The sequence below is a fragment of the Novosphingobium sp. FKTRR1 genome (genome assembly GCF_020404405.1).
Taxonomy (GTDB): domain Bacteria; phylum Pseudomonadota; class Alphaproteobacteria; order Sphingomonadales; family Sphingomonadaceae; genus Novosphingobium.
Genome location: NZ_JAIZDA010000004.1, coordinates 15,176 through 29,123, shown reverse-complemented (window position 1 = coordinate 29,123; position 13,948 = coordinate 15,176). Strand labels below are relative to the sequence as shown.

The following is a 13,948-nucleotide window of genomic DNA, read 5'->3' as shown; positions in this document are numbered from 1 at the left end:
CGTACCGGGCGAACCGGCCCAGCGGCAAGCGCATTGCTGAAAAAGGGTTGTGCCCGATCGTGCGGCACCGACCCTCTCAGGACTGTTATCCGGCCAGCACCGCGCGCACTGCGGCCAGCGCCTCGCCCGCCTTGTCGCCATCAGGGCCGCCGCCCTGCGCCATGTCGGGCCGTCCGCCGCCGCCCTTGCCGCCAAGCGCGGCAACGCCAGCACGCACCAGATCGACCGCGCTGATGCGCCCGAGCAAGTCCTCGGTCACCGCCGCCGCGATGCTCGCCTTACCCTCGTTGACCGCAACGATCACCGCCACACCCGAGCCCAGACGCTGCTTGGCCTGATCGAGCAGTCCGCGCAAATCCTTGGGATCGAGCCCTTCGAGCACTTGCCCCGCGAACTTGACCCCGCCGATGTCCTCGTCGGCGGTTTCGGCCTTGGCCCCGCCGCCGCCCAGCGCCAGCGCCTTGCGCGCCTCGGCCAGTTCGCGCTCCAGCTTGCGCCGCTCGTCGAGCAGCGCCGCCACGCGCGCTTCCACGTCGTCAGGCGTGGTGCGCAGCAGGCTGGCGGTTGCCTTGAGCGCTTCCTCGCGGCCGACCAGCCACTGCCGCGCGCCTTCGCCGGTGACCGCTTCGATCCGGCGAACGCCCGAACTGACCGCGCTTTCGCCGATGATGCGGAACACGCCGATGTCACCCAGCGCGTGCACGTGGGTGCCGCCGCACAGCTCCAGCGAATAGGGCTTGTCGGTGACGCGGCCCATCGTCAGCACGCGCACTTCGTCGCCGTACTTCTCGCCGAACAGCGCCATGGCCCCGGCCTCGATCGCATCGTCGGGCGTCATCAGCCGGGTCGTCACCGCTTCGTTCGCGCGAATCTCGGCGTTGACCTCGGCCTCGATCACCGCGATGTCCTCGGCGCTGAGTGCGGTCGGGTGCGAATAGTCGAAGCGCAGCCGGTCGGGCGCGACCAGCGAGCCTTTCTGCGTCACATGCGCGCCCAAACGGTTGCGCAGCGCCGCATGCAGCAAGTGCGTGGCCGAGTGGTTGGCGCGGGTGGCGTCACGCCGCGCCACATCAACCGTCAATACCACCGCATCGCCGACGCGGATCGTCCCGGCCTCGACCGTGGCAGAATGGGCATGCAGCCGACCGAGCGGCTTGGCCGTGTCGCTGACCGTCAGCACCAATCCATCGGCACCGGTGATCGTGCCGGTGTCGCCGGTTTGCCCGCCCGATTCGCCATAGAACGGCGTCTGGTTGGTCAGCACGGTAACGCTGTCGCCGGCGCTTGCCGCATCGACTTCCTTGCCGTCGCGGACCAGCGCCACGACCACGCCTTCGCCGACCGTGGCGGTATAACCGGTGAACTCGGTCGCGCCGTGGCGTTCGGCAATGTCGAACCATACTTCGCTGTCGGCAGCCTGCCCCGAACCCTTCCACGCCGCGCGCGCCGCCGCCTTCTGCTGCGCCATCGCGCTGTCGAAGCCATCGCGATCGACGCTGATCCCGCGCGCGCGCAAGGCGTCCTCGGTCAGGTCGTAGGGGAAGCCGAACGTGTCATAGAGCCGGAACGCGGTTGCGCCGGGCAGCTTGTCGCCCTCGCCCAGCGTGCCGGTGGCCTCGTCGAGCAGGCGCAGGCCATTGGCCAGCGTGCGGCGGAACTGCACTTCCTCGCGCAGCAGCGTTTCCTCGATCAGCGGTTGCGCGCGGCCGAGTTCGGGGAAGGCCTGCCCCATTTCGGTGACCAACCCGCCGACCAGACGGTGCATCAGCGGATCCTTCGCCCCCAGCAAGTGGGCATGGCGCATCGCCCGGCGCATGATCCGGCGCAGCACATAACCGCGCCCCTCGTTGCTGGGCAATACGCCATCGGCAAGCAGGAAGCTCGACGAGCGCAGATGGTCGGCAATCACGCGATGGCTGGCGCGCTGTTCGCCCTGCGCCTTCACGCCCGTCAGGCTCTCGCTGGCGGCGATCAGCGCGCGGAAGGTGTCGGTGTCATAGTTGTCGTGCTCGCCCTGCATGACCGCGGCGATACGCTCCAACCCCATGCCGGTGTCGATGCTGGGGCGCGGCAGGTTGCCGGTGATCTCGCCCGCCGTCTGCTCGAACTGCATGAACACCAGATTCCAGATCTCGATGAACCGGTCGCCATCCTCGTCCGCCGACCCCGGTGGGCCGCCCCAGATGTGGTCGCCATGGTCAAAGAAGATTTCCGAGCACGGACCGCATGGGCCATCGTCACCCATCGCCCAGAAGTTGTCCTTGGTGGGAATGCGGATGATCTTGCTCTCGGGAAGCCCGGCGATCTTCTGCCACAGCGCGAACGCTTCATCGTCGGTGTGATACACCGTGACGAGCAGCTTTTCCTCGGGCAAGCCCCATACTTTGGTCAGCAGGGTCCAGGCATTGAGGATCGCCTGTTCTTTGAAATAGTCGCCGAACGAGAAATTGCCCAGCATTTCAAAGAACGTGTGGTGCCGCGCGGTGTAGCCGACATTGTCCAGATCGTTGTGTTTGCCGCCGGCGCGCACGCACTTCTGCGATGACGTGGCACGGCGGTAGGGCCGTGTTTCCAGCCCGGTGAACACGTTCTTGAACGGCACCATCCCGGCGTTGGTAAACATCAACGTGGGATCGTTGTACGGCACCAAGGGCGCAGAGGGCACGATCTCGTGCTCACGCGAGCCAAAGAAGTCGAGGAAGGAGCGGCGGATTTCGTTCGTCGAAGTCATGCCAAGCCGATTAGGCGACCGATTGGCGCCGAACAAGCACGTTTCAACGATTAGCGTGATCGGCGGTGGCGGTAACGATCCACGCCGACGCCGCAAAGCTCACGCGGTTGCCCGACCGATGCTGCTCCAGCAAATGGATAAGCCTTGTTTCCAATGCCTTGCGCTCACTTTCGGGCAAAGCCCGCAGCGCACGCGCGGCAGGACCGATGCGGCGGAAGAAATCAAGCGCATCCACCACCGGGTCGGCTGCGTGACCATCGCCAGCGCCCTCGCCCGCCACGTATTCGAAATCGACGCGGGTGAATGCGATATCGGTCCACCCGGCCATCCAACGGCGCACGTCATCCGGATCGGCAAAAGCAAATGGGCCGGGCGCGTAGGCCCACGGAGATTCCGGCGGGGCTGGTGTGGCCGAACCTGTTGGCACGATCTCCGCGATCCCGCTTGCCCACGCGTTGTCGGCAGGCGCACGGAAGCAGGAAAAGACGATTCGTCCTCCGGGAACTGTCTGCGCGGCCAAATGCGCAAAGGCGTGGTTCGGGTCGGGAAAGAACATCACCCCATGGCGCGAGACATGGAGATCGAACGGTCCGGCCGGATCGGCCCAGGTTGCGGCATCGGCCAGTTCGAAGCGCAAGTTGGCCGGGCGCTGGCCCCGCTGCTCGGCGGCGGCCAGCAAGTCGGCCGAAATGTCGATGCCGGTGACTTGCGCGTTTGGCCTTGCGCGCGCGATCGCCCATGCGAGTTCGCCCGCGCCGCATCCCACATCGACCACGCGCACACCACGCTCACGGGAAATCGCCGCCGAAAGATGCGGCGTCAGGTTGCTGAAGCTGCGGTCGGTCCGAACATGCAGATCAGCCCAGTTGCGGCCAACCGCCGCCTGCCATTCGGCCCCGCTTGTCATATCAGCCGCGCCGCCTCAGAAGCCGTAGTAGGCCCCGCCCACCTCGCGCGCCCGCTGCCATGCCGGGCGGGCATGGATCTTGGCCACGAAGGCGGCGAGTGCGGGATAGGCATCCGCATTTCCGCTCAGGACAGCGATCTCGGCCGGGAAGCTGAGCATGACGTCGGCTCCGGTCCAGTCATCACCTATGAAATGTCCGGACGGGCGGAGAATCGATTCGAGATAGCCGAAATGCGCAGCAAGCTGTTCCTGAACGCGCGGCTGCAGCGGTGCGGCGGCTTCTCCCAATCGACCGATGTAGATGTTGAGGAGGATCGGGGTCATCGCCGATCCTTCGGCGAAATGCATCAGTTGCAGGTGGCGATCGGCCTCAGCCGTGCCGGCTTCGGGAAGCCAGCCGCCCTGCCCGAAACGTTCGCACAGGATCTGCACGATCGCGCCCGATTCCTCGATCAGTTGACCGTCGATTTCCAGCAGCGGCGACTTGCCGAGCGGATGGATCGCCTCGAGTTCGGGCGGGGCCAGGTTGGTTACGGCATCGCGCTGATAATGGCGCACTTCGTAAGCCAGACCAAGTTCCTCCAACAACCAGAGCACACGCTGCGAACGGCTGTTGTTGAGGTGATGGAGGACGATGCTGGTCACGATGATCTCCCTTGATATCCGCTTGGATGCGTCCGCTTGTGGCGTTGTTGTTGTCGCATTGGTGCAGGTTGGCAATCGCTATGTCCGGTTCGTATCCGGCAGGGCGCGGTTGCGGTGCGCAGTGCAGCCGCAATGCAGCCGGGAACGCGCCGCAACGATCCCGAAAACAGCAAAACCGGCGCGTTCCGTCCGGGGAACGCGCCGGCTGCTGGTGTGGTAGCGGTACTTGCGGCCGGGTCTGCGGTCGCGCGCCACCCGAAGATCAGATATCGTCGTCCGCGTCCGGACCAGACATCATGCCTTCGGCAACCTTGTCGGTCTGGCCGCGAATGGCGGCTTCCAACCGGTCGCAAATTTCACGGTTGTTGCGCAGATAGGTCTTGGCGTTTTCACGCCCCTGACCGATCCGGATGCTGTCGTAGCTGAACCACGAGCCCGACTTTTCGACGATGCCGGCCTTGACGCCAAGATCGAGGATTTCCCCGATCTTGGAGATGCCTTCACCGTACATGATGTCGAATTCGACCTGCTTGAACGGCGGCGCCACCTTGTTCTTGACGACTTTGACGCGGGTGGCGTTGCCGACGATTTCGTCGCGATCCTTGATCTGGCCGGTGCGGCGGATGTCGAGCCGGACCGAGGCATAGAACTTGAGCGCGTTGCCGCCGGTGGTGGTTTCCGGGTTGCCGTACATCACGCCGATCTTCATGCGCAGCTGGTTGATGAAGATCACCATGCAGCGCGAACGGCTGATCGAACCGGTCAGCTTGCGCAAGCTTTGCGACATCAGCCGCGCCTGCAAGCCGACGTGGCTGTCGCCCATTTCACCTTCGATTTCAGCGCGGGGCACCAGTGCGGCAACCGAGTCCACCACCAGCACGTCGATCGCGTTGGAACGCACCAGCGTGTCGGTGATCTCGAGCGCCTGTTCACCGGTATCGGGCTGCGAGATGATCAGGTTGTCGATATCGACGCCCAGCTTTTTGGCATAGACCGGGTCGAGCGCGTGTTCGGCATCGACGAAGGCAGCGGTCCCGCCACCCTTCTGCGCCTCAGCGATCACGTGCAGCGCAAGCGTGGTCTTGCCCGAGCTTTCCGGTCCATAGACCTCGATCACGCGGCCGCGCGGCAGCCCGCCGATGCCCAGCGCAATGTCCAGTCCGAGCGAACCGGTCGAGATCGCCTCAACCTGCATCGCCTCTTTCTGGCCGAGCCGCATGGCCGAGCCCTTGCCGAACGCACGGTCGATCTGGGCCAGCGCGGCCTCGAGCGCCTTCTGACGATCCATCTGTTTTTCTTTGCCTTCCTCGATAAGCTTGAGCTGTGCCGCCATGGCCTGGCTATCCCTTGCTAGAGTGGGCTCACATGAACCGTCAACACTCACCTTGTACCCACTATGTTCCACCAGAACAAGGGGGGAACGGAAATTTGCCGCCAATTTCGAAACAAAGTATTGCAAGCACTTAGCAGATAAGGTGTTTTCCTTGCCTCACAAGGCCCAGCCGGTGACGACCCACCAGCAACAGTGACCGTTTGCAGCTTGGCGGCGAGGTCGTTTCGGCAGCAGGAACGCGCCGGTTGCGGTTGATGCAAGCCCGAATTCCCGAGCGAGAATGCGAATCGCCAACCGTTTCCCGATGTCGCAAACGCCCTAAGTGAAACCACCTGAGCGGTTCGCGGCCTTATGGCAACTGTGGTTAATTTAAGGGTCGGCGCGAGAAATCCTGGGCCAAGGACCGCCAGATCGATGAACATGGACAAGATCGAAGCGCCGAACAGCGCGCAGCAGATCACGGCCGACCAAGGCACACTGCGCGCGATCGAGCAGGCGTTCGCGGTGATCGAATTCGACACTGCGGGCAACATCCTGCGCGCAAACGACCGCTTTCTGGCGCTGACCGGTTACACCGCCGATGAGCTGGCCGGCCTGCACCACCGGATATTCTGCCAGCGGAGCTATGTAGCGAGCATTGCATACAGCCAGTTCTGGGAAAAGTTGGCGGGCGGCGAAGTACAGCAGGGAGAATTTCTGCGGCTGCGCAAGGATGGCAGGGAAGTCTGGATGCAGGCCAGCTACAACCCTGTACTCGATGCAGATGGACGACCCGAGCGCATCGTCAAGGTGGCGATGGATGTCACCACCCAGCGACTGGAATCGCTTGCCGCATCGGGCAAGATCGAGGCGATCGAGCGATCTCAGGCGGTGATCGAATTCGATCTCACTGGCCGGATCGTCAAGGTCAACGACCTGTTTCTGGCGATCAAGGGCTATACGCGCGAGGCGGCGCTCAACTTGTGCCACCGCGACTTGTGCGATCCGGCATATGCCGCCAGCGACGATTATGCGCGGTTCTGGGACAGTCTGGTGCGCGGCGAATTTGTGTCTGGTGTGTTCCGGCGCCGGACGCAAACCGGCCGCGATGTATGGATCCGCGCCACCTACAGCCCCATCCTCGATCTGAACGGGACGCCGCGCGGCATCGTCCAGTTCGCGCACGATATCACCACCCAGCGCCAGAAGGACGCGGAATTCGAGGGCAAAGTCCGCGCAATGGACCGCGCCGAAGCGGTGATCGAATTCGAACTGGACGGCACGATCATCGACGCCAACGCCAATTTCCTGAACCTTACCGGCTATGCCCGCGAAGAGATCGTCGGGCGCCATCACCGCATCTTCTGTGACGCGCAGACCGCCAATGACGATGCCTACAAGGCGTTCTGGGCAGGCCTTGGCCGTGGCGAGTTCGACAAGGGCGAATACAAGCGGCTGTGCAAGAATGGCGAGGAGATCTGGATCCAGGCATCGTACAATCCGATCTTCGACGCCGACGGCAAGCCGTTCAAGGTGGTGAAGTTCGCCTCGGACGTGACCGCGGAAAAGCACCAGAGCAACGACAATCAGGCCCGCCTTGCGGCGATCGCGCGAAGCCTTGCGGTGATCGAATTCGACCTTGACGGCAAAGTCGTGGCCGCCAACGAGAACTTCCAGCGATTGTCGGGCTATGCCTTGCGCGAACTGATGGGCCAGCACCATTCGATGCTGTGTTCGCCCGACCACATCCGCAGCCAGGCTTACCGCGATTTCTGGCTGGACCTGAACGCCGGGCGGTTCCAGTCGGGAAGGTTCCATCGGGTCGGCAAGTACGATCGCGATATCTGGATCCAGGCCACATACAGTCCGATCATGGATTTGCGCGGAGAAGTCTGCCGCATCGTCAAATATGCCTTCGACGTGACCGAGGAAGTGCAGCTGGAACGCGCCATTTCCAGCCGGGCCGAGCAGATGTCCGAACTGGCGCGGCGATTGGCCCAACTGATCGGCGACATCTCGGGATCGACCGAAAAAGTCCACAACCTGTCGCTGCGGACCAAGGCCAATGCCGAGGACGGTCAGGAAACGCTGGGGTCGGTGATCGATTCGATCGAGCAGATCCAACGCTCGGCTTCGGGCATCGCCGAGATCGTCGCGATCATCAGCGAGATTGCGGGGCAAACCAACCTGCTGGCCTTCAACGCCGAGATCGAGGCGGCGCGCGCGGGCGAACATGGCGTGGGCTTTTCGGTGGTGGCGGGCGAAGTGCGCAAGCTGGCCGAGCGCAGCTCGGCCGCCGCGCGCGACATCACCCGCCTGATCGAGGAATCGAACAGCCGGGTCGGCGAAGGCACCGGCCGATCGCAGCGCGCGCGTGAGGCCTTTGGCCACATCGTTGCCAGCGTGCATCAGACCGGCGACGAGATTGCCCGCATCACCGGCCTTGTCAGCGCGCAGGAAGGCTTGTCGGGCGACGTGGTGAAGCTGGTCGAGGAACTGGTCGCGGTCACGCACAACGATGGATGATCTTACGGATGGATGATCCGGCGCCACATGACCGCGATGGTGGAACGGCCAGCCTGCACGGCCTGATACTGGTAGCCGGGCTGCTGACCGCCACGCCTATCGCGATGATCCGCGAGGTCGTGCCCCGGCCACCGGCGCTGCAGCCCTTTCCTTCGCATCGCAGAGAAGTGCGCGGTGCCATCGATCTGCGCGGCCAGCGCATCCCGGTGATCGATCTGGCCGCCGTGCTTGGCCTGCCGGTGAACGATGATCCGGCCAGTAGCCCGGTCGTCGCCATCCTGCGCCATGAAGGACGGGTGTTCGGCGCGCTGGTCGAGGCGACGGCGGGGGTTATCGCGCTGGATGATGCCACCCTGACCGGCATCGATCTGGCATCCTCGAACGCGCGTTTGTCGACAGCGGAAGTGCCCGTCATGGGCCAGGCTGCGGTGACGGCGGGGTTCATCGTGGGCGAGTTGACCGGCGTGGTCCTTGACTGCGGCTACATCGCAAGACTGGAAGGCATGCCGCTGGTGCGCGAACGGCTCGCTTCGGCCGCCCACCACCTCAACAAGACACTGCCGACGCTGGTGTTCAGGGTCGGCACCTTGCGCGCCGCGATCCCGGCCAGTTGCGTCGATGCCACGGTGCCATGGCAAACGATCCTGCCCCCGCCGACCGATGCGCCGCCGTGGATCGGCATGCTGCCGTACAACGGGGCCGAGATACCCGTGGTCGATACCTTGCGCATTCTGGGACAGGGCCAGCTTCCCGCCGGGCGCAGCAGCGGCGCGGCGATCGTGATCCGTACCACCACGACGCCTGCCTCGGCCGATGGCTCCACCGCGCCCCCCGCAACACCCGCCCGTCAGGGACTGGTCGCGCTGTTGATCGACGGGATCGACGACATCGTCCGCCTGACCGGGGCCGACGTCCATGGGATCAACCACAGCGGGCTTCCGGGTTCGGCGCTGTCCAAGGGGATCGCGATCTGCGGCGGCTTGCCCTGCCTCCTGCTCGATGAAGGCCGCATCGCCGCCGACCGGCAACTGGTCCAGTTGAGCCAGATCGAACAGCGCGCGCCGGGTGCTGGCCAGACCATCGGCGCAGGTCGGCGCGGCGGCGACTTGTCCTTGGCCCGCGCCGGCGCACCACTTTCCGGCGCACCACTTGCCGCCACACCACTGGCAGGCGTGCGGCCCTATCTGGTGCTGCGGCTGGGAGAGGCGCGCTTCAGCGTGCCGCTGGAGCAGGTCGAGGAAATTCTCCCCGCCGGTCAGGACGTAATCGAGCTGCCCGACAACGGCGATGGACTGCGCGGCCTGTTTTCGCACCGGGGGCAGGCGGTGCCGTTGGTCGATCTGGCGTGCTGTCTGGGGCTGGCGGCGATGTCGGAAGCAAGCGCTCCACCGGGCTTCGTGGTCATCGCCCGCGAGACGACCGCAAAGGGCCTGCGCCGCACCGCGTTCAGCGTCGATGCGCTGTGTTCGGTCGACCGGATCGCCCCGCAAGTCATGGGCGTAAGCGAACAGGGCAAGCGCCACGCCGGGGTGCCGCACCACACCATCCGGCTCGGCGACGGCCACGCCAGCACCGTGCTCGACTTCAACGAACTGGCTGCGCGGTTCGACGCGACCGTCGACTGACGATCGTCAGGGACGGCTGACCTGTACCGACCAGCCCGGCCCCGAGCCGATGTGGTGGTCGCGCGCATAGTCGCCCTGATTGAGCGCTACCGACACATCGAGCAGGCTGTTGATATAGACCATCGGCTGCCCCACCGGCACATCGCCGAAGGTGCGGGTGAACGGCGCGACCATGCTGTCGACGACTTTGCCGTCATGCAGGAATTCGACCTTCACCTTGTCGCCCAGCTTGAAGCCAGCCGCCTCGAACAAGTTGCGCGGAATGTTGGACCAGACGTTGCCGTACTGCACATCGAGCACCGGGATCATGCCCTTGAGCACGCCCAGTTCGAGCGAGGGGCGCTGATAGGGCAGACGCACGAGCTGGCTGACCGGATAGACCGGGCCAACCTGTTCCCAGCCGATCACCCCCGCCGCCAGCCGTGCGCCGGTGTAGCCGAACACGTCGCGCCCGTGGAAGGTATTGCTCGCCTCCGATCCGCGCAGCCGGTTGACGGTTTCGTCGATCACGCGGGCCTCGTCGATGCCCTCGGCCTCGTCGATCAGGGTGTAGAGGCCGTTGTCGGGGCCGACGAAGTAGTGTCCGGCCTTGGTCCGCACGACGATCGACTTGCGCGCGGTGCCCACGCCCGGATCGACCACGGTGACGAACACGGTGCCCTTGGGCCAGTACGGCGCGACTTGATAAAGGCGATAGGCGCCGTCCCAGATGCTGTCGATCTGGTGGCTGAGGTCGGAGATCAGCAGATCCTGCGACACGCCATAGGCCACGCCCTTGACCGCAGACACCGCGCCGTCCTTGGTTCCGAAGTCGGTCATCAGCACCAGCGGCGATCCGCGATGCAGCGGCGCTGCGGCAGCCGGCGCGCTCTGCTGCTGGGCGAACGATGGTGCGGAAAGCGCGAGCGGTGCCGCCAGCAACAACACACCGGCAAGGGCAGAGCGGAACGTCATGGCGGGCAGTCTCCACAAATGCGCGCGCAGATCGGCCTCCCGTGCGCACGTCATCCTCATGCCATGCCATCTACCAATCCGGTAGACAAGGGCCCCTAGCTACCCCGGATCAGGCCGCCACCGCTCAGGACGCGCGCAGCACTTCTTCGACCGCGGTAACGATCTGCGCCACGCTGAACGGCTTGGCCAGAAAGTGCATGCGCGGAATGTCGATCTCGCGGCGCAACTGTTCCTCGGCATAGCCCGACATGAACAGGAACGGGATGTCCGGTTGTTGCGCGCGGATGGCGCGGGCCATCGTCGGCCCGTCCATGCTGGGCATGACCACGTCGGACAGCACCAGATCGAACGCACCGCCGGTGGCATAAGTCCGTTCGAGCGCCTCCAGCCCATCCTCGCCATCGGCTGCCGTCGTCACTTCATAACCCTGCCGCACCAGCGCGCGTTCGGCGACCGCGCGGACGGTATCCTCATCTTCGACCAGCAGCACCCGCCCGCCGCCGGTCCATTCGCGGCGCGGCGTTTCGCGCGTTGCCGCGGCCAGCGCTGCCGCCGCCGTCTCGGCCACTTCGCTGGCATCGGGCACGTGCACCGGCAGATAGATGGTAAAGCGCGTGCCCTTGCCCACTTCGCTGTCGGCAAAGATGAAGCCGCCCGACTGCTTGACGATGCCATAGACGGTCGACAGGCCAAGGCCAGTGCCCTTGCCGCGATCCTTGGTGGTGAAGAAGGGCTCGAAGATCTTGCCCAGCAACGCCGGCTTGATGCCGTGGCCGTTGTCCTCGACGATCAGCGCGGTGTAATCGCCGATCGGCAGGATCTCGCTTTTCATCGCGCGCACGTCGGCTGCGGTGACGCGCTTGGTCACCAGCTTGAGCAGACCGGGAACCTTGCTTTCATCGCCGCCGTTGCCGGTCATCGCATCGCGCGCGTTGACCGCAAGGTTGAGCAGGACTTGCTCCAATTGCACCGGGTCGGCGCGCACCGCGCCAAGATCGCGGTCGTGCGTGACCTGCAAGGTGATGCGGTCGCCGATCAGCCGCTTGAGCAGGGTCGAGACTTCGGCCACCACGTCGGGCAGTTGCAGCACTTGCGGGCGCAAGGTCTGCTGGCGCGAAAAGGCCAGCAACTGCCGGGTCAGGCTGGCGGCGCGGTTGGAGTTGGCCTTGATCTGCTGGATGTCGTCGTAATCGCTGTCGCCCGGCGTGTGGCGCATCAGCATCAGGTCGCAATAGCCGATGATCGCGGTCAGCACGTTGTTGAAATCGTGCGCCACGCCGCCCGCAAGCTGGCCGACCGCCTGCATCTTGGTGGCCTGCGCGATCTCGCGCTTGAGCCGGGTTTCCTCGGACGAATCCTTCAGGCTGAGCAGCACCGCCCCCTCGCCCAGCCCGCGCACCCCGGCAAGGCTGAGCGAGACCGGGTCTTCGGGCGCGGCGCGCAGCCGCACCGCCACGTCCCCTGCCATCGGCGCGCCCTGCACATAGCGCCGCACCGCATCCGACAGCGCGCCCTTGTCCTCGCGGATCACCAGATCGGACGGATAGGGCGGCGGGGTCGGCCCATCGTGCCCGGCGGCGCGCAGGAACGCAGGGTTGGCGAACAGGAAACGCCCGTCGCGGTCGGCCATCGCCAGCCCCAGCGGCAGGCGCGAGAGCAGCGCTTCGACTTGCGGCAATCCGGTGCGCGCGTCGCCGATGCCGCCCTCATTGTCGAGCAGCAGGAAGAACGAGGCCGCGTGCGCCGGGTCGATCGCACCGCCGCGCTCGTCGGGATCGGCCAGCGGCAGGTGGACGAAGCGCACCGGCGCGCCCTTGGTCCCTTCGCGGGCGTAGAAGATACGCTCCTGTTCGTCCGAGCGGAAATAGCCGACGAAGTCGGTGCCGGCGACGCGCGCCGTTTCGTCTCCGGCGGCGCGCGCGCAGAACGGGGCGTTGGCCGACAGGATCAGGCCATCGGGACCGACCACGGCGGCCTGCAATCCCTCGCGCGCCAAAGCCCGGCCCAGCTTGCCATCGATGCGATCGGCCACGTCGGCCACCAGATCGTGCTCGGCCACCGGCGCCAGCCGCCAGACGAGGTGGTCCTCGCCCCGCCCGACGCGGACGATGGTCAGGGTGAAGGCAGTGCCAGCCTTGCGCACTCTGGCCAGCCGCACGCTGCCATCGCGCCAGGCGGCGCGCGCGGCCTGTTCGGCGGCTTCGGTGTCGGGTGGATCGAGCGGCAGACGCGGCGGCGCGGCGGCGGCACCGAACCATTCGGCAAAGCGGGCGTTGGCGCAGACCAGCCGTCCGGCGCGGTCGGTGATGGCAACCGCGGCATCCTCCTGCTCGATCGCTGCGTTCGTCACCGACCAGTCGGGCGCGGCGAATTCGGCCGTCTCGACCTCGGGACGCAGCCGCAAGGCCACCAGCACCAGCGCGCCAAGGCACACGACACCGGCCAGAAACGCCGCCGGAACCAGCAATTGTCCCGAAACCAGCCACAGCACGGCCGCGCTGAGTGCCACCCCCGCGCCCAGCGCCAGCGCTTCACCCGTGCGCGATGGACCTGCCCTGTCGGCAGCGTTCGCGTCGGCAAGGCGGAGCGGCGCGGCCAGAGCCCGCCTCAACCGCGTTGCGCGCGGGCGGCGTTGCGCAACCGGCGCTTGCGCAAGGTGTGCCAGCGCCAGCCGATGGTGGTCAGGACATAGCCGACGATCGCCGACACCAGCCCGATCACCGCAAGCCCGATGACCAGCGCGGGCGCGGCATCGGTGCCCAGCCACGCCAGCCAGTCCATGATCGACGCGCCATCGGCGAACAGATGGCTCAGCGTGGCGAAATCGGCATGATAGCCCACGCGGTTGCCCACCCAGATCGCGCCGGGCAGGAACACGAACAGCGTCGTCGGGGGAATGCTGACGAACGTCATCAGCGCCGCGATCGGTACATTGGCGCGGAACGGCATGCACAACAGCGCAGCGCCGATCACCTGCAACCCCGGGATCATCAGGAAGATGCCGATGAACAGCCCCACCGCCACCCCGCGCGGCACCGAGCGGCGGGTAAAGCGCCACAATTCGTGCCGCACCGCCAGCCGCCGGGCAAAGCGGTTGCTTTCCATCTGTTCGCGCGTGGGCATGTTGGCATGCGCCCAGTTGGTCATCCGCGTGATCATCGTTCGGTCTTGCCTGAGGGAGCGGGGGAAAGACCGTTCATGCCCGAAAAGTCCCTGACGGACGATGAACAGCGCGCGCGCAAAGCGTC

9 protein-coding genes are annotated in these 13,948 nt (G+C 65.7%); 2 read left to right on the top strand and 7 right to left on the bottom strand.

Annotation, left to right across the window (positions count from 1 at the left end; all coding sequences use genetic code 11):
- Positions 1–85 precede the first annotated feature (85 nt).
- From alaS to recA, 4 genes are all read right to left on the bottom strand, one after another.
- A complete protein-coding gene (alaS, locus tag LDN95_RS05605) occupies positions 86–2,731 on the bottom strand; it encodes an alanine--tRNA ligase (protein WP_226016667.1) in 2,646 nt (881 codons plus the stop codon).
- A gap of 43 nt (positions 2,732–2,774) precedes the next feature.
- Complete coding sequence (locus tag LDN95_RS05600) at positions 2,775–3,638, bottom strand: trans-aconitate 2-methyltransferase (protein ID WP_226016666.1); 864 nt, start codon at positions 3,636–3,638, stop codon at positions 2,775–2,777.
- Between the two features lie 15 nt (positions 3,639–3,653).
- Positions 3,654–4,283, bottom strand: coding sequence for a glutathione S-transferase (locus LDN95_RS05595; protein WP_226016665.1), 630 nt, complete (start codon positions 4,281–4,283; stop codon positions 3,654–3,656).
- Positions 4,284–4,545: 262 nt separating this feature from the next.
- A complete protein-coding gene (gene recA / locus LDN95_RS05590; RefSeq protein ID WP_226016664.1) occupies positions 4,546–5,616 on the bottom strand; it encodes a recombinase RecA in 1,071 nt (356 codons plus the stop codon).
- A gap of 414 nt (positions 5,617–6,030) precedes the next feature.
- Here recA and LDN95_RS05585 point away from each other — a divergent pair, with 414 nt between their 5' ends.
- Complete coding sequence (locus LDN95_RS05585) at positions 6,031–8,121, top strand: PAS domain-containing methyl-accepting chemotaxis protein (protein ID WP_226016663.1); 2,091 nt, start codon at positions 6,031–6,033, stop codon at positions 8,119–8,121.
- 8 nt (positions 8,122–8,129) lie between these two features.
- Positions 8,130–9,746: a chemotaxis protein CheW gene (locus LDN95_RS05580; protein ID WP_226016662.1), complete on the top strand. Its 1,617-nt coding sequence runs from the start codon at positions 8,130–8,132 to the stop codon at positions 9,744–9,746.
- Positions 9,747–9,752: 6 nt separating this feature from the next.
- On the opposite strand, the gene LDN95_RS05575 is transcribed toward LDN95_RS05580, so the two are convergent.
- The 3 genes from LDN95_RS05575 to LDN95_RS05565 form a co-directional block, all read right to left on the bottom strand.
- A complete protein-coding gene (locus tag LDN95_RS05575; protein ID WP_226016661.1) occupies positions 9,753–10,700 on the bottom strand; it encodes an S-adenosyl-l-methionine hydroxide adenosyltransferase family protein in 948 nt (315 codons plus the stop codon).
- Between the two features lie 124 nt (positions 10,701–10,824).
- Complete coding sequence (locus LDN95_RS05570; RefSeq protein WP_370631655.1) at positions 10,825–13,311, bottom strand: ATP-binding protein; 2,487 nt, start codon at positions 13,309–13,311, stop codon at positions 10,825–10,827.
- Positions 13,308–13,859, bottom strand: a complete 552-nt coding sequence (locus LDN95_RS05565) for a DUF2062 domain-containing protein (RefSeq protein ID WP_226016660.1) — start codon at positions 13,857–13,859, stop codon at positions 13,308–13,310. Before LDN95_RS05565 ends, LDN95_RS05570 begins: the two co-directional genes overlap by 4 nt.
- Between the last annotated feature and the right edge of the window lie 89 nt (positions 13,860–13,948).